The sequence below is a fragment of the Trabulsiella guamensis ATCC 49490 genome, from assembly GCF_000734965.1.
GTDB classification, from domain to species: Bacteria; Pseudomonadota; Gammaproteobacteria; order Enterobacterales; family Enterobacteriaceae; genus Trabulsiella; species Trabulsiella guamensis.
The window spans coordinates 1-23,384 of sequence record NZ_JMTB01000102.1 but is presented as its reverse complement, the minus strand read 5'-3'; the positions used below and the strand labels follow the sequence as shown (position 1 = coordinate 23,384).

General features: G+C 55.5%; 22 protein-coding genes, 2 tRNA genes and 1 pseudogene. 11 read left to right on the top strand and 14 right to left on the bottom strand.

Annotated elements, in window-relative coordinates; translation table 11 throughout:
• From hutU to hutI, 4 genes and pseudogenes are all read right to left on the bottom strand, one after another.
• Nucleotides 1-873, bottom strand: an 873-nt coding sequence (hutU, locus tag GTGU_RS17115; RefSeq protein WP_038159771.1) for a urocanate hydratase, incomplete at its 3' end; no start/stop codon positions are given.
• A gap of 142 nt (nt 874-1,015) precedes the next feature.
• Nucleotides 1,016-1,753 (bottom strand): histidine utilization repressor, encoded by a 738-nt coding sequence (locus tag GTGU_RS17110; RefSeq protein WP_038159768.1) that lies wholly within the window; start codon nt 1,751-1,753, stop codon nt 1,016-1,018.
• Between the two features lie 60 nt (nt 1,754-1,813).
• Nucleotides 1,814-2,773 carry a formimidoylglutamase gene (gene hutG, locus GTGU_RS17105; protein ID WP_038159765.1) on the bottom strand — a complete coding sequence of 320 codons (960 nt, stop codon included), beginning with the start codon at nt 2,771-2,773 and terminating at the stop codon, nt 1,814-1,816.
• Nucleotides 2,770-4,037 (bottom strand): annotated as a pseudogene (gene hutI / locus GTGU_RS17100) (imidazolonepropionase). Before hutI ends, hutG begins: the two are co-directional and overlap by 4 nt.
• A 185-nt stretch (nt 4,038-4,222) precedes the next feature.
• On the opposite strand from hutI, the gene GTGU_RS17095 reads away from it, so the two are divergent.
• Nucleotides 4,223-5,506, top strand: coding sequence for a putative acyl-CoA thioester hydrolase (locus tag GTGU_RS17095; protein WP_038159760.1), 1,284 nt, complete (start codon nt 4,223-4,225; stop codon nt 5,504-5,506).
• Between the two features lie 52 nt (nt 5,507-5,558).
• Here the strand turns inward: GTGU_RS17095 and pgl are convergent, their stop codons facing one another.
• Complete coding sequence (pgl, locus tag GTGU_RS17090) at nt 5,559-6,554, bottom strand: 6-phosphogluconolactonase (RefSeq protein WP_038159757.1); 996 nt, start codon at nt 6,552-6,554, stop codon at nt 5,559-5,561.
• Nucleotides 6,555-6,697: 143 nt separating this feature from the next.
• On the opposite strand from pgl, the gene GTGU_RS17085 reads away from it, so the two are divergent.
• On the top strand, nt 6,698-7,516 hold the full coding sequence (locus tag GTGU_RS17085; protein WP_038159754.1) for a pyridoxal phosphatase: 819 nt from the start codon (nt 6,698-6,700) through the stop codon (nt 7,514-7,516).
• On the opposite strand, the gene modC is transcribed toward GTGU_RS17085, so the two are convergent.
• From modC to GTGU_RS24905, 4 genes are all read right to left on the bottom strand, one after another.
• Nucleotides 7,517-8,575 (bottom strand): molybdenum ABC transporter ATP-binding protein ModC, encoded by a 1,059-nt coding sequence (modC, locus tag GTGU_RS17080; RefSeq protein ID WP_038159752.1) that lies wholly within the window; start codon nt 8,573-8,575, stop codon nt 7,517-7,519.
• A gap of 2 nt (nt 8,576-8,577) precedes the next feature.
• Complete coding sequence (gene modB / locus GTGU_RS17075; RefSeq protein ID WP_038159750.1) at nt 8,578-9,267, bottom strand: molybdate ABC transporter permease subunit; 690 nt, start codon at nt 9,265-9,267, stop codon at nt 8,578-8,580.
• Complete coding sequence (gene modA, locus GTGU_RS17070) at nt 9,267-10,040, bottom strand: molybdate ABC transporter substrate-binding protein (protein WP_038159747.1); 774 nt, start codon at nt 10,038-10,040, stop codon at nt 9,267-9,269. The genes modB and modA overlap by 1 nt, the downstream gene beginning before the upstream one ends.
• A 170-nt stretch (nt 10,041-10,210) precedes the next feature.
• Entirely contained in the window at nt 10,211-10,360 is a 150-nt protein-coding gene (locus tag GTGU_RS24905) for an AcrZ family multidrug efflux pump-associated protein (protein ID WP_038159777.1), read from the bottom strand.
• 129 nt (nt 10,361-10,489) lie between these two features.
• Between GTGU_RS24905 and modE the strand changes: the two genes are divergently transcribed.
• From modE to gpmA, 7 genes are all read left to right on the top strand, one after another.
• The gene (gene modE, locus GTGU_RS17060; protein WP_038159744.1) at nt 10,490-11,278 is read left to right on the top strand and encodes a molybdenum-dependent transcriptional regulator; all 789 of its coding nucleotides are present in this window, start codon (nt 10,490-10,492) and stop codon (nt 11,276-11,278) included.
• A 76-nt stretch (nt 11,279-11,354) separates the two neighbouring features.
• Nucleotides 11,355-12,824, top strand: a complete 1,470-nt coding sequence (gene modF / locus GTGU_RS17055; RefSeq protein WP_038159742.1) for a molybdate ABC transporter ATP-binding protein ModF — start codon at nt 11,355-11,357, stop codon at nt 12,822-12,824.
• Nucleotides 12,825-13,032: 208 nt separating this feature from the next.
• Nucleotides 13,033-14,049 carry a UDP-glucose 4-epimerase GalE gene (galE, locus tag GTGU_RS17050; protein WP_038159739.1) on the top strand — a complete coding sequence of 339 codons (1,017 nt, stop codon included), beginning with the start codon at nt 13,033-13,035 and terminating at the stop codon, nt 14,047-14,049.
• A gap of 12 nt (nt 14,050-14,061) precedes the next feature.
• The gene (galT, locus tag GTGU_RS17045) at nt 14,062-15,108 is read left to right on the top strand and encodes a galactose-1-phosphate uridylyltransferase (protein WP_038159736.1); all 1,047 of its coding nucleotides are present in this window, start codon (nt 14,062-14,064) and stop codon (nt 15,106-15,108) included.
• Nucleotides 15,109-15,110: 2 nt separating this feature from the next.
• Nucleotides 15,111-16,259, top strand: a complete 1,149-nt coding sequence (galK, locus tag GTGU_RS17040; protein ID WP_038159733.1) for a galactokinase — start codon at nt 15,111-15,113, stop codon at nt 16,257-16,259.
• Nucleotides 16,252-17,292 carry a galactose-1-epimerase gene (gene galM / locus GTGU_RS17035; protein ID WP_038159730.1) on the top strand — a complete coding sequence of 347 codons (1,041 nt, stop codon included), beginning with the start codon at nt 16,252-16,254 and terminating at the stop codon, nt 17,290-17,292. The genes galK and galM overlap by 8 nt, the downstream gene beginning before the upstream one ends.
• 206 nt (nt 17,293-17,498) lie before the next feature.
• A complete protein-coding gene (gpmA, locus tag GTGU_RS17030; RefSeq protein WP_038159727.1) occupies nt 17,499-18,251 on the top strand; it encodes a 2,3-diphosphoglycerate-dependent phosphoglycerate mutase in 753 nt (250 codons plus the stop codon).
• Nucleotides 18,252-18,295: 44 nt separating this feature from the next.
• On the opposite strand, the gene aroG is transcribed toward gpmA, so the two are convergent.
• Entirely contained in the window at nt 18,296-19,348 is a 1,053-nt protein-coding gene (aroG, locus tag GTGU_RS17025) for a 3-deoxy-7-phosphoheptulonate synthase AroG (RefSeq protein ID WP_038159724.1), read from the bottom strand.
• Nucleotides 19,349-19,667: 319 nt separating this feature from the next.
• On the opposite strand from aroG, the gene GTGU_RS17020 reads away from it, so the two are divergent.
• Together GTGU_RS17020 and zitB are read left to right on the top strand one after the other, a co-directional pair.
• Nucleotides 19,668-20,048, top strand: a complete 381-nt coding sequence (locus tag GTGU_RS17020) for a YbgS-like family protein (protein WP_038159721.1) — start codon at nt 19,668-19,670, stop codon at nt 20,046-20,048.
• Between the two features lie 114 nt (nt 20,049-20,162).
• Nucleotides 20,163-21,107 (top strand): CDF family zinc transporter ZitB, encoded by a 945-nt coding sequence (gene zitB, locus GTGU_RS17015; RefSeq protein WP_038159718.1) that lies wholly within the window; start codon nt 20,163-20,165, stop codon nt 21,105-21,107.
• Here zitB and pnuC read toward each other — a convergent pair.
• The 4 genes from pnuC to GTGU_RS16995 form a co-directional block, all read right to left on the bottom strand.
• A complete protein-coding gene (pnuC, locus tag GTGU_RS17010) occupies nt 21,104-21,823 on the bottom strand; it encodes a nicotinamide riboside transporter PnuC (protein WP_038159716.1) in 720 nt (239 codons plus the stop codon). The two genes, zitB and pnuC, sit on opposite strands and share 4 nt — an antisense overlap.
• A 28-nt stretch (nt 21,824-21,851) precedes the next feature.
• The gene (gene nadA, locus GTGU_RS17005; protein WP_038159774.1) at nt 21,852-22,895 is read right to left on the bottom strand and encodes a quinolinate synthase NadA; all 1,044 of its coding nucleotides are present in this window, start codon (nt 22,893-22,895) and stop codon (nt 21,852-21,854) included.
• 260 nt (nt 22,896-23,155) lie between these two features.
• A tRNA-Lys gene (locus GTGU_RS17000) sits at nt 23,156-23,231 on the bottom strand.
• 22 nt (nt 23,232-23,253) lie between these two features.
• A tRNA-Lys gene (locus GTGU_RS16995) sits at nt 23,254-23,329 on the bottom strand.
• Between the last annotated feature and the right edge of the window lie 55 nt (nt 23,330-23,384).

The window sequence follows — 23,384 nt, the reverse complement described above, 5'->3', positions numbered from 1 at the left end:
CGGGTCCGATTCCGCTTTTTGCTGATACTCTTCCCACGTCCAGCCCTTCGGCAGATAACCGTGCAGCGGATCGTGAGCGCTGGTCTGGTCGGTCACCATGTCCGGGCGCACGCCGCGCTTCACCAGTTCCGGCAAAATTTCTGCCGCGTTGCCGCACAGGGCGATGGAGACTGCTTTGCCTTCTGCGGTGTATTTTTTGATACGCGCCAGCGCGTCATCCAGCGAGGTGGCCTGCTCGTCGACATAACGGGTACGCAGACGAAAATCAATACGGCTCTGCTGGCATTCAATGTTCAGCGAGCAGGCTCCGGCCAGCGTTGCTGCCAGTGGCTGCGCGCCACCCATGCCACCGAGACCGGCGGTTAACACCCAGCGCCCCTGCAGATTGCCGTTATAGTGCTGACGGCCTGCTTCGACGAAGGTTTCGTAAGTGCCCTGCACAATCCCCTGGCTGCCAATGTAAATCCAGCTGCCGGCGGTCATCTGGCCGTACATCGCCAGCCCTTTGGCGTCGAGCTCGTTAAAATGTTCCCAGGTCGCCCAGTGCGGCACCAGATTGGAGTTGGCGATCAGTACGCGCGGTGCATTGTCATGCGTTTTGAACACGCCGACCGGTTTGCCGGACTGCACCAGCAGGGTTTCATCATTTTCCAGTTTCGTTAATGCCCTGACGATCGCGTCATAACATTCCCAGTTGCGTGCCGCCCGACCGATCCCACCGTAGACCACCAGCTCATTCGGGTTTTCCGCCACGTCCGGGTCCAGATTGTTCATTAACATGCGCAGCGGCGCTTCGGTCAGCCAGCTCTTTGCAGTCAGCGTTGTGCCGCGCGGGGCGCGGATCTCCTGCTGGCGATATTTGGTTTGCGACATCGTTGTTCTCTCCTGACGTGAAGTATGACGAGTGCAGATACATATACTTGTCTATACATCTATGCACAAGATGAGATTTAACAAAAATGATACAATTTTGTTATATTGCGTCAGCAATCACGCTTTTTGCTGACGCCGGGGATCAGGAGCTGAAATGACCCTGTAAACGGTAGCGGCTGCCGGGGAACAGCAGGCTGGCATGAGAGACGATGTGCGAGGTGGACCAGGTGCGGCGGCGGATAAGCAGGCACGGATCATGCTCTTTAATATGCAGCAGACGGCACTCTTCCGGGGTGGCCGCCACAGCTTCAACGATATGCTCCCCTTCGGTCAGCGGCGCAATCAACGACAGATAAGCGTGTGGTGTGGTGGTGGTGTAATCCTGCCGCAGATAGTCCGGCACCACCGTGGCGTTGACACTGCGATCCTCAATCTGCACCGGCACATCATTCTCAAAATGCACCATCCGCGAATGGAAAATCAGCGTGCCCTCTTCAACGTCCAGCGCCGCGGCCTGGGTGAAATCAGCACGAGTTTCTTCCAGCAGCAGGACTTCACAACGATGCTGATGGTGCCGGGCGGCGATCTCATCAGCAATACTACGAATTTCAAACAGCGCCGACTGCCCCTTCGGTTCGGCCACGAACGTGCCAACGCCCTGCAGGCGCACCAACAGCCCTTCGTCAGTCAGCTCGCGCACAGCACGGTTGATGGTCATCCGGCTGAAGCCAAACTGCGCCACCAGTTCGGCTTCCGATGGAATGCGGTCATGAGGCCGCCAGGTACCGGCATAGATCTTTTCGCTGATAGCCTGCTTCACTTTTTCATAAAAAGGCACCGGCGCGCTGGCAGGGGCCGGTCGGGGACGAGGCGAATACATAGCGCTGGCGTTCCTTATGTCAGTCATTGTCGGCGATATCACGGCAGTATATCCCGGTGGTTACCATTGCCACCAGTGGGTAATCTGCCAGGCGAGACGGGCAGCCACTTTCGCACCCTGCCCCTCACGATCGAACGCCGGGTTGAACTCCACCAGATCGACCGCCTGCAATTTGCCGCTACGGCATAACGCCTCAACGATGCGCAGCAATAGTGCCAGCGGTACGCCTAACGCGGCAGGTGCCGATACCGCAGGCATTTCCGCGGCGGGCAGTACATCCAGATCAATAGTCAGGTAGATCCGATCATAACTGTTGATGCAGCGGGCGATCTCCGGCAATACCCGCGCTTCCAGTGCGTTCAGCACATCGAGATCCTCGATTACCGTGACGTGGCGACGTGCAGCTTCATCCCATAATGCGGCCGTATTGGCGGCCATGCTGGCACCAATGCAACAATAGTGAAAATCACGCTGCTGTGCCTCACAGTGCAGCGCCAGCTGGCGAAACGGCGTGCCTGAGCTGGCACGCGGGGCGTGGCGTAAGTCGAGGTGCGCATCGAGGTTGATGATCCCCACCCGCTCATCAGGAAACGCGTCAAGGATCGCCGAGCCATGCCCGAAAGCCGTTTCATGACCGCCGCCCAGCACCAGGGTGCGCATCTTCGCCTGCTGGCAGGCAAACACCGCATCATGCAGCGCCTGCTGAGCCGCTTCCAGAGCTTCCGGTTGCGCGCGAATGTTGCCCATCTCCACCAGTCGTTCGTGCCCGTTGTGGCTGGCCATATTCGCCAGTGCTTTACGCAACGTATCAGGTCCCTGCGCAGCGCCGGGTCGCCCCTGATTACGTTTGACGCCTTCATCGCATTCAAACCCTAACAGGGCGATTTTGCCGCCATAGCGCTGTGGCGTAAATTCACCGCAGTTATTGATGGTCTGAAACAGACGCAGTGCGTTCGGTGCTTCAGCGCTGTCGTCGCGCCCTTGCCAGAGCGCACGGTCTGTCGGATGCCATAACTTCATGCTGTCACCTCGCCACGGAAAATGCGCTGCCAGAGTGGATTGCGCATCGGTTCATAGACCATCTCAACCGGGTGTTCAGCGTCCCAGACCACAAAATCCGCAACATAACCGACCGCCAGCTGACCATGACTTCTCTCGCGCCCCAGCGCCTGCGCGGCGTGTCGGGTAACGCCTGCCCACGCCTCTTCCGGCGTCAGGCCGAATTTTACGCAGGCCATGTTCATCGATAAATGCAGGCTGGTGAATGGGCTGGTGCCGGGGTTGAAGTCGGTAGCGACCGCCATCGGCACCTGTTGTTGACGCAGCAGCTCCACTGGCGGTTTGCGAGTTTCGTTCAGGAAGTAAAACGCGCCCGGCAGCAGCACAGCGACTGTGCCGCCATTACGCATGGCGGCGACGCCGTCTTCACTCAGGTATTCAATGTGATCGGCAGAAAGTCCTTTATAGCGGCTGACCAGTTGCGCCCCGCCAAGCGACGAAAGCTGTTCGACATGCCCTTTTACCGGAATACCGAAATCACAGGCTGTGCGGAAGACCCGCTCGGTTTGCGCCGGACTGAAACCGACGTTTTCGCAAAATACGTCAACCGCTTCGAACAGCCCTTTTTTCCACAATGCGGGCAGGATGGTTTCACAAACCAGCGTAATATAGCCGTCCTGATTGTCTTTATATTCTGGTGGCGTGGCATGCGCCGCAAGCAGCGTGCGGCTGACCTCGACCGGATTCGCTTTCGCCAGGGCCCCGGCAACCTGCAGCATTTTCTCTTCGTTTGCCAGATTCAGCCCATACCCGGATTTAATTTCCAGCGTAGTGACGCCTTCGCGCATTAGCCGTTCCAGCCGCTGCTGTGCGAGCGCGGTCAGTGTTTCAGGGCTGCTCTCGCGCGTGGCGCGTACCGTGGAATTAATACCACCGCCCTGGGCGCTGATCTGCTGGTAGGAGACGCCATTGAGACGCTGCTCCCATTCCTGCGCGCGGCTGCCGCCAAAAATCAGATGGGTATGGCAATCAATAAGCCCGGGCGTGATCAGGCGACCCTGCACATCGATTACGTTACGGCTGTTGGCAGGGATCTCCGCATCAGGGACAATCGCGTGAATACGCCCGTTGCGAACCACCAGCGCATGCTGTTCCAGCAGCCCGTAGGCCTGCGGTTGCGACGGGTCAAGGGTGGCGAGACGCGCGTTGCGCCAGATTCGATCTTCAGCGGTCAGTTCAGTCATAGTCTTCACTTGTCATGGGTTGTATAGACATTTATTTTCATTCCACCAGGATTGTCAACAAAGGCCTATGTAAATGTTGATTTTTTGTGACTACTCACCCGCCTGCTCCCCTGTGTTTTCTGCAAACTGACGAACTTTTTACCAATCGTACTTCCCGTTTCGCTCAACTTAGTATAAAAAGCAGGTTTTGAAGGACTCATCCTCTACTTAACAGCTCTGGAGTAACATGAACACATTCTCGGTTTCTCGTCTGACGCTGGCACTGGCTTTTGGCGTGACACTGACCGCCTGTAGCTCAACGCCGCCGGATCAACAGCCTTCCACGCAGGAAGCGCCAGGGACTACTCTGCGCCCGATCCTTTCCGCTGCTGAAGCGAAAAATTTCGTACAGGCTCATTATTTTTCCACCCTGGATCCTAACGCCGCGCCATGGACACCGGCCGCCATCAGCCTCCCGGCACAGCCCGATTTCGTGGTAGGCCCGGCAGGCACCCAGGGTGTCACGCACAATACCATCCAGGCAGCTGTTGATGCGGCCATCGCTAAACATTCCAGTCGTCGCCTGTTCATCGCGATTATGCCGGGTGAATATCAGGGCACCGTGTACGTTCCGGCTGCACCGGGTAGCCTGACGCTGTACGGTACCGGCGAGAAGGCGTCTGATGTGAAAATCGGTCTGGCGATCGACTCTGAGATCGATCCAAACAGCTGGCGTCGTCTGGTTAACCCGGCGGGTAAATATATGCCAGGCAAACCAGCGTGGTATATGTTTGACAACTGCCAGAGCAAACGCACGGCAACGATTGGCGTAATGTGTTCAGCCGTCTTCTGGTCGCAAAATAACGGCCTGCAACTGCAAAATATGACCATCGAAAACAACCTCGGCGACAGCGTTGACGCAGGTACTCACCAGGCGGTGGCGCTGCGCAGTGATGGCGACAAAGTGCAGATCAACAACGTCAACATTCTTGGTCGCCAGAACACCTTCTTCGTGACCAACAGCGGCGTGCAGAACCGTCTGCAGAACGACCGTCTGACCCGTACGCTGGTGACGAACAGCTACGTGGAAGGCGATGTTGACATCGTTTCCGGGCGCGGCGCGGTAGTGTTTGATAACACCGATTTCCGCGTGGTGAACTCCCGCACGCAGCAGGAAGGTTACGTCTTTGCACCAGCGACACAGTCCAATCTCTACTACGGTTTCCTCGCCACCAACTCACGCTTTAACGCGTCGGGTGATGGCGTCGCGCAACTGGGCCGCTCTCTGGATGTCGACAGCAACACCAACGGTCAGGTAGTGATCCGTGACAGCGTAATAAACGAAGGTTTTAACCTGGCGAAACCGTGGGCTGATGCCGCGATTTCCAAACGCCCGTTCAGCGGCAATACTGGCGCTAAAAACGACAAAGGCGAAGTCCAGCGCAACCTGAACGACACGCAGTTCAACCGCATGTGGGAATTCAACAACCGCGGCGTGGGTAGTGAAGTGGTGGCTGTACCGAAGCAGTAATCGGCAGATAAAGAAAAAACCTCGCACTCGCGAGGTTTTTTATGCCGGATGATCAGTGCGCGTTGACCACGACCCACATCGGTCCCTGGCCTACCGCATAGCGCCCTTTCTCTTCCAGCAGCCCTTGCTCGCCTTTGATTTCATACACCGCGATATGGTGTGATTTCTGCCCGGCGGCAATCACATATTTTCCACTGTGATCAACGTTAAAGCCGCGTGGCTGGGTTTCGGTCGGCTGGAAGCCTTCTACACTCAGCACACTGCCGTCTTCGGAGACGCTAAACACAGTGATCAGGCTGGAGGTACGGTCGCAGGCGTACAGGTGACGGCCATTCGGCGTCAGATGAATATCCGCCGCCCAGCGCACGCCTTTGAAATCACCCGGCATCATATCGAGCGTCTGTACGCATTCGATCTTACCGTGCGGATCTTTCAGTTCCCAGACATCCACTGTGCTGTTGAGCTCATTGACGCAGTAGGCATACTGCTGGTTCGGGTGGAATGCCATATGACGCGGACCTGCGCCTTCAACGGTGGTCACTTCGGCAGGCTCCTGCGCCACCAGTTGACCATCATCGCTCAGGGTGAACAGGCAGATTCGGTCCTGTTTCAGCGCTGGTACCCACAGAGTGCGGTTGTCCGGAGAAATATTGGCCGAATGGCAACCTTCAAGACCCTCGACCGTAGCCACTACTTCAACCGGCAGGCCGGCATCCAGACGCGTCACGCTGACACAGCCCGCGTTGTAGGAGCCGCTGAACAGGAATTTACCCTGATGATCAGTAGAAATGTGGGTCGGACTTCCCGGCAACGGGGATTCTGCGGTATAGGTCAGCGCGCCGTTATCCGGGGCGATACGGTACGCCAGCACACGAAATTCAGGACGAACACCAACGTACAGATAACGCTTATCCGGACTGACGACCATCGGCTGCACCTGACCCGGGACGTCAACCACCTGCACGAGCGTTAACGCGCCATCGTGTTTCAGGCTCCAGACGTGGATCTGCTGACTTTCCGGGCTGGCGGTATAAACGGTTTGTTTCATGAAAACTCCTTTCCTTACTGCACGTGGAAGCAAAATACCAGGATAGACGGTTTTAGCGGTCAATGCTGTATAAATTTGTCTCACTGCCGTATCGGTGTACCATCACCCGCAACGACATGTTCAACATTAACCTGGAATAACACATGACCTCTCGCGTGATTGCCCTTGATTTAGACGGAACCCTGCTGACGCCACAGAAAACGCTACTTCCCTCTTCGGTGGAAGCGCTGAAACGCGCCCGGGAAGCGGGTTTTCAGCTTCTCATCGTCACGGGGCGGCATCACGTTGCCATTCATCCTTTTTATCAGGCACTGGCTCTCGATACACCAGCAATTTGCTGTAATGGCACTTATTTGTATGATTATCATGCAAAAAAGGTGCTGGAAGCCGATCCCATGCCCGTCGAAAAGGCGCTTAAGGTCATTGATCTGTTGAATGAGCATAGCATTCACGGCCTGATGTATGTTGATGATGCGATGCTTTATGAACGACCGACCGGGCATGTTGTCCGTACCAGCGCCTGGGCGCAGACGCTGCCGCCGGAACAGCGTCCGGTGTTCACGCAGGTACCGTCACTGGCGCAGGCAGCACAGGACGTTAACGCGGTGTGGAAGTTTGCACTGACCGATGAAGACATGCCGAAGCTTCGCGGGTTCGTCAGCCACGTTGAAACCTCGCTGGCGCTGGAGTGTGAATGGTCCTGGCATGATCAGGTTGACGTCGCCCGTCAGGGCAACAGCAAAGGCTACCGTCTGAAACGCTGGGTGGAATCGCAGGGATTATCAATGAAAGACGTCGTGGCCTTTGGCGACAATTATAACGACATCAGTATGCTGGAAGCCGCAGGCACTGGCGTGGCGATGGGCAACGCCGATGATGCCGTCAAAGCCCGTGCGGATGTGGTGATTGGCGATAACACCACCGACAGCATCGCCAGCTATATCTATCACCACCTGTTGTAATTACGAGGTGATTGAGACGCTCTTAATCTGCGCATACAGCCACTGACCGGGCTTCACCGCGAGGTCATCTCTCGCCCACGGGCTGATGCGCGCCCACAGCGTCCGCCCACCCGCTTCAAGCTGCACTTCCACCTGACCGTTGTTGTCATAACACTCTACGACTTTGACGCGCAGAATGTTGCGGATGCTGGTTTGCGTTGGTGGCTGCAACACCAGCGATACATCCGAGGCCTGAACGCGCACGCGCACAGCGGTCTGCACCGGTTTGTCGAGTTTGTTGACCCATAAATGCTGGTCACCGAGCGCCAGCGCGGTCATCGCATAATGTGGATGGTGTTCCAGCACTGTGACTTTCAGGATGCTGCTCTGCTGCTCCTGCGGCAGCCACGGGTGCATGACGCTGCTGCTCCACACCTCTTCAAGATTACCGAACGCCTTAACGCGCCCTGCCTCCAGCACCAGAACTTTGTCTGCCAGATGCAGGATCTCATCCAGCGAATGGCTGACGTAAAGCATAGGAATATTGATTTCGCGCGCCAGACGCTGCAGGTAAGGCAGCAGCTCGCGCTTGCGCGGGATATCCAGTGACGCCAGCGGCTCGTCCAGAAGCAGCAGTTCCGGCGCAGTCAACAACGCCCGACCAATCGCCACGCGCTGTTTTTCGCCACCAGAAAGGCTGCCCGGCAGACGATCCAGCAAGGGCGCAATACCCAGCAGCGCCACCAGCTTGTCGAACTGCTCAGCCATGTTTTTCGCCATGCCATAGCGCAGATTGCCGCGCACTTTGTAATGCGGAAACAGGCGCGCATCCTGAAAAATGTACCCCACGCGACGTTTTTCCGGCGTTAAGCAGATCCCTCTTTCGACGTCATTGAGAACCCGCCCGTTGAGGACAATCCGCCCCGCTTCCGGTTGGGTTAACCCACTGATGGCATTGATGAGCGAGGTTTTTCCCGCCCCGGAGACGCCAAACACTGCTGTAATACCGGAGGCGGGCAACGTTTCATGAATGTCCAGGCGGTGCGTGCCCAGCGTCTGCGTAAAGTTGAGTTCCAGCATGGTCACTTCCCTGTCCGTTCGCGGCTAAGCCGCGCCAGCCATTCGGATACCAGCAGCGACACCAGCGCCAGCACGATAGAAATAATGCACAAACGCGCGGCAGCGCCTTCGCCGCCGGGCATCTGAATGAGTGTGTACATCGCCGAAGGAATGGTGCGTGTCTCACCCGGGATGTTAGAGACGAAAGTGATGGTCGCGCCAAACTCGCCCAGCGAACGGGCGAACGCCAGCACCGTGCCGACGATAATTCCTGGCAGCATCAGCGGCAACGTGATAGTGAAAAAGACGCGCCAGCGACCAGCGCCAAGGGTTCGCGCTGCCTGCTCCAGTTTGATATCGACCCCTTCCAGCGCGAGACGAATTGCCCGTACCATCAGCGGAAACGACATCACCGCCGCCGCCAGCACCGCGCCGCGCCAGCTAAAGGCGAACGTGATGCCAAACCAGTCATAGAGCCATGAACCGAGAAACCCGCGTCGCCCCATCGCGATAAGCAACAGATAACCCACCACCACCGGCGGTAAGACAAGCGGAAGATGGATAATGCTGTCGAGCAGCGCTTTGCCGGGAAAATGACGCCTGACCAGCAGCCAGGCCATGAAGATCCCGAAGGGCAAGCTGAAAATCACTGCCAGGGATGAAACTTTCAGGCTCAGCAGTACCGCCTGCCATTCGGGATCCGTCAATATCATCAGTGCGTCGTAAATCCGTATTGTTTAAAGATTGCAGCAGCCTGCGGCCCTTTCAGGTAATCATAGAAGGCGCTGACCGTCGCGTTTTTATGCCCATACACGATAGCCATCGGATATTCCACTTTTTGATGTGAGCTTTCCGGGAAAGTGCCGACAACTTTTACTCCTTTACTGGCAACCGCGTCAGAACCGTAAACGATACCCAGCGGCGCTTCATTACGTTCTACCAGTGCCAGTGCGCCACGCACATCTTCAGCCGGGGCCAGCTTCGGCGACAGCGTATCCCATGCCTCCAGTTTTTGCAGCGCTTCTTTCGCATAAATGCCCGCCGGAACATGATCCGGATCGCCAACCGCCAGACGCCCGCCATTCAGCAGGCGGGTCCAGTCCGTTTTTGCATCAATGGTAATCTCGCTCTGCGCGCTCGCTTTCGGGGCAACCACGACCAGGCTGTTACCGAGCAGTGTTTCGCGTGTGGCGGTATCGATCGATTTCTTATCGACGGCATAGTCCATCCACTTCTGGTCCGCAGAAATGAAGAGATCAGCTGGCGCGCCGGCTTCAATCTGGCGAGCCAGCGTAGAGGAAGAGGCAAATGACGAAACCACGTCGACATTTTTCTCTTTTTTGTATTCCTTCGCGATATCCTGCATCGCGTTGGTCAGAGACGCCGCCGCGAAGACAGTAATTTTTGCATCATCCGCCAGAGCATGACCGGCAACAGAAAGTGTCAGTGTTGCCCCTGCAAAAAGGCGTAACCATGTACGTGCCATTTGTAACTCCTGTGTGTGTCGTTATATACAAACAAATATAACGATAACAGTGGGGTTTTCAAAGCGCTTACTGGTACCACAATGTGGGTAATGTGATGATTATCGGCTAAAAAGAGGGGAACTTAAAAGCAAAACACCCGGCAAAACCGGGTGCTTTTCTCGAAACGGGTTTATTGATTCTGATGGGGACGGTCTCTGTGACCGATACTGGAAAGGACGTTAAACACTTCGCCCAGCCCGTAGATTAACCCGAGGATGACGGCCATCACCACGGGAACCATGATTACGGCAAAGACCAGACTTTTCAACAACTCTAACATGGTCGACTCCAGATATTGTGATTCTATCATTGTAACCTGATAATCAGGAAAAACACGCCCCTTTTGTGCGATGCCTTGTGACCGCTCACTCAGATGCGCCACACTCGCCTTTTTGACCAGGACATTGTTATGCAAGCCGAAATTCTTCTTACCCTCAAGCTTCAACAGCGCCTGTTTGCCGACCCACGCCGCATTGCGCTGCTTAAGCAAATCGACCAGACCGGCTCTATCAGCCAGGGGGCGAAGAACGCGGGCATCAGCTATAAAAGCGCCTGGGATGCGATCAACGAAATGAACCAGCTCAGCGAACAGACGCTGGTCGATCGCGCGACCGGGGGTAAAGGCGGCGGTGGCGCGGTGCTGACCCGCTACGGCCAGCGGCTGATTCAGCTTTATGACCTGCTCGCGCAGATCCAGCAAAAAGCGTTCGATGTGCTGAGCGATGACGATGCGCTGCCACTTAACAGCCTGCTGGCGGCCATCTCCCGTTTCTCCCTGCAGACCAGCGCCCGTAACCAGTGGTTCGGAACGATAACCGCCCGCGATCACGACCAGGTTCAGCAACATGTCGAGGTGTTGTTAGCTGATGGCGAAACCCGTCTGAAAGTGGCGATCACCGCGCAGAGCGGCGAACGACTGGGGCTCGACGAAGGCAAAGAAGTACTGGTGCTGCTGAAAGCGCCGTGGGTGGGCATTACCCAGGATGCACGCCTGGCTGCTGATGCGGATAACCAGCTGATCGGTCGTATCAGCCATATCGAATGCGGTGAAGAGCAATGCGAAGTGCTGCTGACATTACCGGACGGGCAAGCGCTTTGCGCTACGGTGCCGCGCGACGCAGCCAGTAATCTGGCAGAAGGTGCTGAGGTTACAGCATATTTTAATGCAGATCGCGTGATCATTGCCACGTTGTGCTGATGCGTTCCCCTGTCATTGACATTCCTGGCAGGAAAACGTATCCCTGTGCATATTGATGCGAAAAACGGGATATAGCATGTCATTATTGCATATTTTGCAAGGCACGTTTCGTCTTAGCGATACAAAAACACTTAACATCGATCAACTGACACTCCGGAGTGGCGATAGCTGGGCGTTCGTGGGCAGTAACGGCAGCGGGAAATCCGCTCTGGCCCGCGCGCTGGCAGGCGAGCTTCCGCTGCTCTCCGGCTCGCGCCAGTCTGATTTTGCGCGAGTGACGCGCCTGTCATTCGAACAATTGCAAAAACTGGTCAGTGATGAGTGGCAGCGTAATAACACCGATCTGCTGAGTCCTGGCGAAGACGACACCGGACGCACCACCGCCGAAATTATTCAGGACGAGATCCACGATCCGCAACGTTGCGCACTGCTCGCAGAACGCTTTGGCATTACCCCCCTGCTCAACCGGCGCTTTAAATATCTGTCTACTGGCGAGACTCGCAAAACCCTGCTCTGTCAGGCGCTGATGGCGGAGCCGGATCTGCTGATCCTCGACGAACCTTTTGACGGTCTGGACGTGGCATCACGTCAGCAACTGGCTGAGCTGCTGGCGACACTCAACAGCGAAGGTTACACCGTTGTGCTGGTACTGAACCGCTTTGATGAAATTCCTGAGTTTGTGCGCTTTGCCGGGGTGCTGGCAGACTGTACGCTCAGCGATGTGGGCGAGAAAAAAGCGTTGCTAGAACAGGCATTGATTGCCCAGCTGGCGCACAGCGAAAAACTCGATGGTATCACCCTGCCGGAGCCGGACGCGCCTTCTGCCCGGTTATCACTGCCGGACGACGCCCCGCGTATTGTGCTCAATGACGGTACGGTGTCCTACAATGACAGGCCCATCATCAGCCATCTGAGCTGGACGGTGAAACCGGGCGAGCACTGGCAGATTGTCGGCCCGAACGGCGCCGGAAAATCGACGCTTCTGAGCCTCGTTACGGGTGATCATCCGCAGGGCTACAGTAATGACTTAACGCTGTTCGGCCGCCGTCGTGGCAGTGGCGAAACCATCTGGGATATCAAAAAGCACATTGGTTATGTCAGCAGTAGTCTGCATCTCGACTATCGCGTTAGCACCACAGTGCGCAACGTGATCCTGTCGGGCTATTTTGATTCTATCGGGATCTACCAGGCGGTGTCGGATAAACAGCACCAACTGGTGCAGACATGGCTCGCCATTCTGGGTATCGACAACCGTACCGCTGACGCGCCGTTTCATAGTCTGTCGTGGGGGCAACAACGACTGGCGCTGATCGTCCGGGCACTGGTGAAACACCCGACGCTGCTCATTCTTGATGAGCCATTACAGGGGCTGGATCCGCTGAATCGCCAGTTGATTCGCCGTTTCATTGATGTGCTGATTGGCGAAGGCAAAACGCAATTACTGTTTGTTTCCCACCATGCTGAAGATGCCCCGGACTGCATTACCCATCGGCTGGAATTTGTGCCTGAGGGCGACAGTTACCGCTACGCTATCGGCAGACGTTAAACCTCTTCATCAACGGAGGTGCTGGCCTCCGTTTTTCAGACAAACGGCATCGTCTCTTCTCATCCCCCTTGTTTTATAATGGGAAAAAAGAGTAATCCTCACAATATGTCAGGCGTGTAAACGATTCCACTAGTTTATCCCATGTCACACTTTTGACTTCTCTGTTATGCTAAGGTTATTACATACCATAAGCCTAATGGAGCGAATCATGAGAGTACTGGTCACAGGTGGTAGCGGTTACATAGGAAGTCATACCTGCGTGCAATTGCTGCTGCAGGGTCACGATGTCATCATTCTTGATAACCTCTGTAACAGTAAGCGCAGCGTGTTGCCGGTGATTGAACGTCTGGGTGGTAAGCAGGCGACCTTCGTGAAAGGCGATATTCGCAACGAAGCGCTGATGACGGAAATTCTGCACGATCACGCCATCGATACGGTGATTCACTTTGCCGGGCTGAAAGCCGTTGGCGAATCTGTCGCCAAACCGCTTGAGTACTATGATAACAACGTTAACGGTACGCTTCGCCTGATTTCCGCGATGCGCGCCGCGAACATCAAAAACTTCATTTTTAGTTCCTCCGCCACCGTCTATGGCGACCAGCCGAAAATTCCTTACGTGGAAAGTTTCCCGACCGGCACGCCGCAAAGCCCGTACGGTAAAAGCAAACTGATGGTGGAACAGATCCTCACCGACCTGCAAAAAGCGCAGCCGGAGTGGAGTATTGCGCTGCTGCGCTACTTCAACCCGGTTGGCGCGCATCCGTCAGGCGATATGGGGGAAGATCCGCAGGGCATTCCGAATAACCTGATGCCGTATATCGCGCAGGTGGCGGTGGGTCGCCGCGAATCACTGGCGGTGTTCGGTAACGACTACCCAACGGCAGACGGCACGGGCGTGCGTGATTACATCCACGTGATGGATCTTGCAGATGGTCATGTGGTCGCGATGGAAAAACTGGCCGGTAAACCGGGCGTGCATATTTATAACCTCGGTGCAGGCATCGGCAGCAGTGTGCTGGATGTGGTTAACGCCTTCAGCAAGGCCTGCGGCAAACCGGTGAATTATCATTTTGCCCCGCGTCGCGATGGCGATCTTCCTGCTTACTGGGCCGATGCCAGCAAAGCCGATAAAGAACTTAACTGGCGGGTGACCCGTGATCTCGACCAGATGGCGCAGGACACCTGGCACTGGCAGTCCCGCCATCCTCAGGGCTATGCAGACTAAGGAACTACTGTAATGGAGCGCTTTAATCCCGTCGATCATCCGCATCGTCGTTATAACCCGCTGACCGGGCAATGGATCTTAGTTTCTCCGCACCGCGCGAAGCGTCCATGGCAAGGGGCGCAGGAAACGCCGGCGAAGCAGACGCTGCCGGTTCATGATCCCGACTGTTTTCTCTGCCCGGGCAACACTCGCGTGACCGGGGATAAAAACCCGGACTACCCCGGCACTTATGTCTTTACCAACGATTTCGCAGCACTAATGGCAAACACACCCGCGGCGCCGGAAAGCGATGATCCGCTGATGCGCTGCCAGAGCGCGCGCGGCACCAGCCGGGTGATTTGCTTCTCACCGGATCACAGCAAAACGCTGCCGGAACTGAGCGTCAGCGCGCTGGAAGAGGTGGTCAGAACCTGGCAACAGCAAACCGCTGAACTGGGGGAAATGTATCCGTGGGTGCAAGTGTTTGAAAACAAAGGTGCGGCGATGGGCTGCTCCAACCCGCACCCGCATGGCCAGGTGTGGGCAAACAGTTTTCTGCCGAACGAGGCTGAACGCGAAGACCGGCTGCAACGTGAGTATTTTCTACAGTACGGTTCACCGATGTTACTGGATTACGTTCAGCGTGAACAGGCTGACGGCAGCCGCACGGTAGTGGAAACCGAACACTGGCTGGCGGTGGTGCCTTACTGGGCAGCGTGGCCGTTTGAAACGCTGCTGCTGCCAAAAGCGCACGTTCTGCGGATGCCTGATCTCAGCGACGCACAGCGCAGCGATCTGGCGCTGGCACTGAAAAAGCTGACTAGTCGCTACGACAATCTGTTCCAGTGCTCATTCCCTTACTCAATGGGCTGGCACGGCGCGCCGTTCACCCGGGACGAACACGCGCACTGGCAGTTACATGCCCATTTCTATCCGCCTTTGTTGCGTTCAGCCACCGTCCGCAAGTTCATGGTTGGTTATGAGATGCTGGCCGAAACCCAGCGTGATCTTACGGCAGAACAGGCGGCTGAACGTCTGCGTGCCGTCAGCGATATTCATTTTCGCGAATCCGGAGAATAACAATGAGTCTGAAAGATAAAACCCAATCCCTGTTTGCTGAAAAATTTGGCTACCCTGCCACCCATGTTATCCAGGCGCCAGGCCGCGTGAATCTGATCGGCGAGCATACCGACTATAATGATGGTTTTGTGCTGCCGTGCGCCATTGATTACCAGACGGTGATCAGTTGTGCTGCACGTAATGACCGCATGATCCGCGTCATCGCCGCTGATTATGACAATCAACTTGACGAGTTCTCGCTGGACGCGCCGATTGTGACCCATGACAGCCAGCAGTGGTCAAACTACGTGCGTGGCGTGGTGAAACATCTGCAAAAACGCGACCGTAACTTTGGCGGCGTGGATATGGTGATTAGCGGCAACGTGCCGCAGGGCGCAGGCTTAAGTTCATCCGCCTCGCTGGAAGTGGCGGTCGGTACCGTTCTTCAGCAGCTGTATCATCTGCCTCTCGACGGCACACAAATCGCCCTGAATGGTCAGGAAGCGGAAAACCAGTTTGTCGGCTGCAACTGCGGCATTATGGATCAGCTGATTTCCGCCCTTGGTAAGAAAGATCATGCTTTGCTGATCGACTGCCGTTCACTGGGCAGTAAAGCGGTGTCAATGCCCGAAGGCGTCGCCGTGATCATTATCAACAGTAACTTTAAACGTACGCTGGTGGGCAGCGAATACAACACTCGTCGCCAGCAGTGCGAAACCGGAGCGCGTTTCTTCCAGCAACCTGCTTTGCGCGACGTCACACTGGCGCAGTTCAACGCGGTGGCGAATGAGCTGGATCCGCTGGTAGCGAAACGCGTGCGCCACGTACTGACCGAAAATGCCCGTACGGTGGAAGCCGCTGATGCGCTGGAAAAAGGCGATCTGCAGCGCATGGGCAAACTGATGGCCGAATCTCATGCTTCTATGCGTGATGATTTCGAAATCACCGTGCCGCAAATCGATACGCTGGTAGAGATTGTGAAAGCGGCTATCGGCGATAAAGGCGGCGTGCGCATGACTGGCGGCGGCTTCGGCGGCTGCGTCGTGGCGCTGGTGCCGGATAATCTGGTGGAGGCCGTGCAGCAGGCAGTGGCTTCGCAATATGAAGCCAGAACCGGCATCAAAGAGACCTTCTACGTTTGCAAACCCTCACAAGGAGCAGGCCGTGCTTAATGAGACACCTGTGCTGGCCCCGGATGGCCAGCCCTTTCGACTGCTGACGCTGCGCAACCGCGCCGGGATGGTAGTCACGCTGATGGACTGGGGCGCCACGCTGCTCTCCGCCCGTGTTCCCCTTTCTGATGGCTGTGTTCGCGAAGCGCTACTCGGCTGCGCCAGCCCGGAACAGTATCCGCAACAGTCAGCCTTTCTTGGCGCCTCAGTGGGGCGCTACGCTAACCGGATTGCCGACAGCCGCTACACGCTGAATGATGAAACCATCGAGCTGGTACCAAGTCAGGGCGTCAACCAGCTTCATGGTGGCCCCGACGGATTCGACAAACGTCGCTGGCGCATAGTCAGCCAGAACGACGAAGAGGTGCTGTTTTCGCTGGTCTCTGACGATGGCGATCAGGGCTATCCAGGAAACCTTACTGCCCTGGCGCGGTACCGCCTGACGGATGACTGTCGGATTTCCATCGAGTATCGTGCGACGGTCGACAAAGCCTGCCCGGTCAACCTGACCAACCACGTCTACTTTAACCTTGACGGTGTACAGGGCGACATCCGTCAGCATAAATTGCAGATCCTTGCCGATGACTACCTGCCAGTGGATGAGATGGGCATTCCGCGCGAGGGGCTGAAAAGCGTGGCGGACACCAGCTTTGATTTCCGCACACCGAAAGTGATCGCGCAGGATTTCCTCAGCGATAACGATCAGAAAAAAGTGAAGGGCTACGACCACGCGTTTTTGCTACAGGCAAAAGGCAACGTTCGCGAACCAGTGGCCCGCGTCTGGTCGCAGGATGAAAAACTGCAACTGGCAGTATATACCTCAGCCCCTGCCCTGCAGTTCTACTCCGGTAATTACCTTGGTGGCACGCCGTCGCGTGAAACTGAACCTTATAGCGACTGGCAGGGTCTGGCGCTGGAAAGTGAATTCCTCCCCGACAGCCCGAACCACCCGGAGTGGCCGCAGCCCGACTGTATTCTGCTTCCCGGCGAAGAGTACATCAGCCTCACAGAATATCAGTTCATTGCCCGCTGACACTGAACCCTCCGGATGGAGGGTTTTTCTTTGCAAATTGCTGAAAATAACGCCATTCGCAGACAAAATAATAACCCCGGATTCACAAGCATCTTACACTCAGGCGCTATTTTCGCTATGGTTATGGATAAGCGTTGCTGCGGGTGTCGCCCGGGCAATATAATGAGAATTGTTATCATTCAAAATAAAAGCTTGAGGAGTAGGATATGGCTGTAACTAAGCTGGTTCTGGTTCGCCACGGCGAAAGCCAGTGGAACAACGAAAACCGCTTCACCGGTTGGTACGATGTTGACCTGTCGGAGAAAGGCGTGAGCGAAGCCAAAGCGGCGGGTAAACTGCTGAAAGAGGAAGGCTTCAGTTTTGATTTTGCTTACACCTCTGTGCTGAAACGTGCCATTCATACCCTGTGGAACGTGCTGGATGAACTGGATCAGGCCTGGCTGCCGGTTGAAAAATCCTGGAAACTGAACGAGCGTCACTACGGTGCGTTGCAGGGTCTGAACAAAGCGGAAACCGCTGAGAAGTACGGTGACGAGCAGGTTAAACAGTGGCGTCGTGGTTTTGCGGTGACCCCGCCGGAGCTGACCAAAGATGACGAGCGTTATCCGGGCCACGATCCGCGTTATGCGAAACTGACCGAAAAAGAGCTGCCGCTGACCGAAAGCCTGGCGCTGACCATCGACCGCGTGGTGCCGTACTGGAACGAAACCATTCTGCCGCGCCTGAAAAGTGGTGAACGCGTGATCATTGCCGCTCACGGCAACTCCCTGCGTGCGCTGGTGAAATACCTCGACAAGATGGGCGAAGATGAAATTCTTGAACTGAACATCCCGACCGGCGTTCCGCTGGTGTATGAGTTCGATGAAAACTTCCAGCCGATCAAACACTACTATCTGGGTAACGCCGACGAAATCGCTGCGAAAGCAGCCGCGGTGGCGAACCAGGGTAAAGCGAAGTAATAAAAAAGGCCCGGTTTCGGGCCTTTTTTCTGTCCACCTCGCGCTTAGCCGCGACGGGCTTTCACTGCATTCGACAGCTGGCGCAGAACGATTTCGGTATCATCCCAGCCAATGCAGGCATCCGTCACGCTCTTGCCGTAAACCAACGGCTCGCCGCTCTCCAGGCTCTGATTACCTTCAACCAGATGGCTTTCGATCATCACGCCGATGATAGCTTTCTCACCGTTGACGATCTGCTCGCAGACATTCTGCGCGACATCCATCTGTTTTTTAAATTGTTTGCAGGAGTTGGCGTGGCTGAAATCAATCATCACCTGCTCTGGCAGACCCGCTTTTTTCAGCCCCGCTTTGACCTCGGCAACATGCTCCGCACTGTAGTTCGGCGTTTTACCGCCACGCAGAATAATGTGGCAGTCTCCGTTGCCGCCAGTATTTACAATCGCGGAATGGCCCCATTTAGTGACCGACAGGAAACAGTGTGGTGCACCGGCAGCGTTGATGGCATCAATCGCCACTTTGATCGTACCGTCAGTGCCGTTTTTGAACCCCACCGGGCAGGAAAGGCCAGATGCCAGTTCGCGGTGTACCTGAGATTCCGTGGTGCGCGCGCCGATAGCGCCCCAGCTCATCAGATCAGCAAGGTACTGCGGCGTGATCATATCCAGAAACTCACCCGCCGCAGGCAGGCCGCTGTCGTTGATCTCCAGCAGCAGTTTGCGCGCGATGCGCAGACCGTCGTTGATCTGGAAGCTGTTGTCCATGTGCGGATCGTTAATCAGCCCTTTCCAGCCCACGGTGGTACGCGGTTTTTCAAAATAGACGCGCATGACAATTTCCAGCTCGTCTTTTAGCGTTTCACGCAGCACCCGCAGACGGGATGCATACTCTTTCGCTGCCGCCGGATCGTGAATAGAACAAGGGCCGATCACGACCAGCAGACGATCATCATTGCCTTTCAGGATCTGATGAATCGCTTTACGGGCGTGTGAAACCGTATTCGCAGCATTTTCAGTAGCGGGGAATTTTTCAAGGAGTGCGACAGGGGGCAATAACTCGTTGATCTCTTTAATGCGTAAATCGTCGTTCTGATAATTCATCATCTTTCCAGCGTTGCCATACTTATCTAATTGAGTGCAATCCTTTCAATCTATCTTGTCGGTCAGAAAGTGTAAACGGGCTTTTACACTCAGGACGGATAATTCCTGGAATTACAGAAAAATTCGCCACAAAGTAGCGAAAAGTGAGATCACGACTACAATTTTTACCTTGAAACACTCTGTTTTTGCCACTTAGCAAAATTCCATGCTGAGTTAAATCAGCCATGTGGGATTTTAACCCTATTGAGGGTGTATTGCCCTCGCGCATGCACTGTTGGAAGAAGTTATCCGACGTAACGACCAGAACAGGAGCATCTTTATGAAAATGAATAAATTAGCCTCACTTTTCCTGACGGCAACCCTCTCTCTGACCAGCGGTGCAGCGCTGGCCGCCTCAACCGGCTCGGACAGTAACGGGGACGCCAACGCGGCAGCAGAAGCCGGACAGGTTGCCCCGGACGCGCGTCAGAACACCGCGCCGAATAACGTTGATAACAGTCAGATCAACACCGGCGGCACCATGCTTCATCCGAATGATTCCTCCTCCGGCAGTATGAATCAGGACGGAATGACCAAAGACGAAGTGCACAAAAACTCGATGTGTAAGGACGGTAAATGTCCTGACATTAATAAGAAAGTCCAGACCGGTGACGGCATTAACAACGATGTCGATACCAAAACGGACGGCACAACGCAGTAACCCTTCTCCTCTGTACCTGACAATGGAGAGCTTCGGCTCTCCTTATTTGTATGCGCAATCAGCAAAGATCTGTAATGATGTCAGACATAAAATCAAGATAAGCAGGACGACGTTATGGCGCATTCCCATTCGCATTCACATTCCCCTCAACCGCAGGACGGTAACGCCCGTCGATTACTGTTGGCCTTTGCGATTACCGCAGGCTTTATGGTTATCGAGGTTATTGGCGGCCTTATCTCCGGCTCACTGGCACTACTGGCTGATGCCGGGCATATGCTGACCGATGCTGCAGCCTTGCTGTTTGCTCTGCTCGCTGTCCATTTCGCCCGTCGACCGCCCAACAGCCGCCATACCTTCGGCTGGCTGCGCCTGACGACACTCGCGGCGTTTGTGAATGCGATTGCGCTGGTGGTGATTACCTTTCTGATTGTCTGGGAAGCCATCCAGCGTTTTTACCATCCGCAACCGGTCGCCGGGGCGACCATGATGATGATTGCCGTGGCCGGATTGCTGGCGAATATTTTTTCGTTCTGGATTTTGCATCGCGGTAGCGAAGAGAAAAATCTCAACGTACGCGCCGCAGCGCTGCACGTGCTGGGGGATCTGTTAGGTTCGGTCGGCGCTATTGCTGCGGCAATGGTGATCCTGCTGACTGGCTGGACGCCGATTGACCCGATCCTGTCGGTGTTGGTCTCGTGTCTGGTGCTTCGCAGCGCCTGGCAACTGCTGAAAGAAAGCGTTAACGAACTGCTTGAAGGGGCGCCGCGCGCCATTGATGTTGGCGAACTGAAGCGCAAACTGAACCGCGCTTTACCGGAAGTCCGCGACGTGCACCACGTTCATGTCTGGATGGTGGGCGAGAAACCGATCATGACGCTGCATGTTCAGGTGATCCCCCCTCACGACCACGATGCGCTGCTCGAACGCATCCAGCATTTCCTTGAGCATCACTACAGCATTGAGCATGCCACGATACAAATGGAGTACCAGCCTTGTAGCGGCCCGGAATGCCGCCTTAACGAGCTGCACGCCGGGCATGGGCATTCACACCATCATTAGCTGGAAAGCGCGTGAGAGCCTCGCTCACGCGCGCTGTTAATCCACATCCGGCTACCGTTCAGTGCAATGAAGGTCAGCAACAGATATTCCAGCGACATCGCGTAGACGCCCTGCAATGCAAAAATAGCGACGCTAATAACGTTGATAATCACCCACAGCAGCCAGTTTTCGACATACTTGCGAGTCATCAGGATCATCGCCACAATCGACAGCACCATCATGCAGGAATCCCAGAAAGGGAACGCATCGGGTTGCAGGGCAGGCATGGCGACGTTCAGCCCCAGCGCCTGCATGATCGACACCGCAATCCGCGTCAGGAACGCAAAGACAGGATCAATAAACACCGTCATCAGCCCAATCGCCACCACGCACACGACAAGCCAGGTGATCGCTTTCGGCAACGGTAACCAGCGGATTTGTAGTTCGGCCTCATGCTGACTGGTTTGTCGCGACCACGCATACCAGCCATAGATGTTGGCGGCGAAGAAAAAGAGCTGCAACAGCAGGCTGGCATAGAGCTGGATCTGAAAGAAAATGATGGCGAACAATGTGACGTTGATAAGGCCAAAGAAGTAATTGCTGATCTTCTCAAGGCTGGCGAGCCAGATGCACAGTAACCCCGCCAGCGTCCCGACCGCTTCTATCCAAGACAGATCGTAACCGCCAGCGCCAATCGGGATGTGTACCAGTATGTTCTGTGTACTAAAGAAATCCATTTTTAACCCCGCAAGATAACGTCAATTGTTAAGACCGAAGTGTAGCTGCAAAATCGAGCATCCGGTTGAGAGGCAGCAATGCGCCTTCCCGCAACGCGGCATCGACGTGGATTTCGTGTGAGGTGCCACCCTTCTCCAGTCCTTCGGCAATCGCTTTCAGGCCGTTCATCGCCATCCACGGACAATGTGCGCAACTGCGGCAGCTGGCCCCCTCGCCCGCCGTCGGCGCTTCCAGTAGCTCTTTTTCTGGCACTGCCTGCTGCATTTTGTAAAAAATCCCGCGGTCAGTCGCTACGATGAGTTGCTGATGAGGCAGTGTTCTGGCGGCAGCAATCAACTGACTGGTTGAACCTACCGCGTCAGCCATATCAACAATAGCCTGCGGCGACTCCGGGTGAACGAGTACGGCAGCGTCCGGGTACAGCGCTTTCATGCGGGTCAACGCCTGTGTTTTAAATTCGTCATGGACGATGCACGCGCCCTGCCAGCACAGCACATCGGCCCCGCTCTGCTTTTGCACATAACGGCCGAGGTGGCGGTCCGGCGCCCAGAGAATTTTTTCACCCAGGCTGTCGAGATGCTCAATCAGCTCGACGGCGATACTGGAGGTCACAACCCAGTCTGCCCGTGCTTTTACCGCTGCCGATGTGTTGGCGTAGACCACCACCGTGCGGTCCGGGTGCGCATCGCAAAAGGCGTTAAACGCGTCGCTGGGGCAACCGAGATCCAGCGAGCATTCAGCCGCCAGCGTCGGCATCAGGATGGTCTTTTCCGGACTGAGTATTTTGGCGGTTTCGCCCATAAAGCGTACACCCGCGACCAGCAGCGTGGTTGCCGGATGCTTCGCACCAAAACGTGCCATTTCCAGCGAGTCAGAAATACAGCCGCCTGTCTCTTCCGCCAGTTGCTGGATTTCAGGGTCGGTGTAGTAATGCGCCACCATCACCGCATCGCGTGCTTTCAGCAAGCGTTTGATTTTCTCGCGGTAGAACTGTTTTTCCTCCAGGCTTAATGGCGCTGGTTTCGGCGGAAAAGGATAAATGGCGGTTTCGGGGTCAAACATTACGCTCATCATGCAATCTCGTTTTACAGGCTTAACAAAATGCCGTTATGGTCGCTGAGATGCAGCTACTGACGGCTAATGTGTTTTGTATGCTAAACAAGATAGCAGATTGCGCATGTCAGGGGTATATCGCAGATAGCAAAAAAGCGCCTTTAGGGCGCTTTTCTACATTGGTGGGTCGTGCAGGATGACTCGGCTTCACCTCGCCCTGCGGGCCGTTGCTGCGCAACGTTATCCTTCACGCTTAACATCTGAGTGAAATGTTAAATTGGTGGGTCGTGCAGGATTCGAACCTGCGACCAATTGATTAAAAGTCAACTGCTCTACCAACTGAGCTAACGACCCCTTGCGGGATTGTTCTTCGAAGTGGTGGGTCGTGCAGGACTCGAACCTGCGACCAATTGATTAAAAGTCAACTGCTCTACCAACTGAGCTAACGACCCCTACGGGTCATGACTTCGAAGATATTTTTTACGTTTAACATCTGAGTGGGATGCT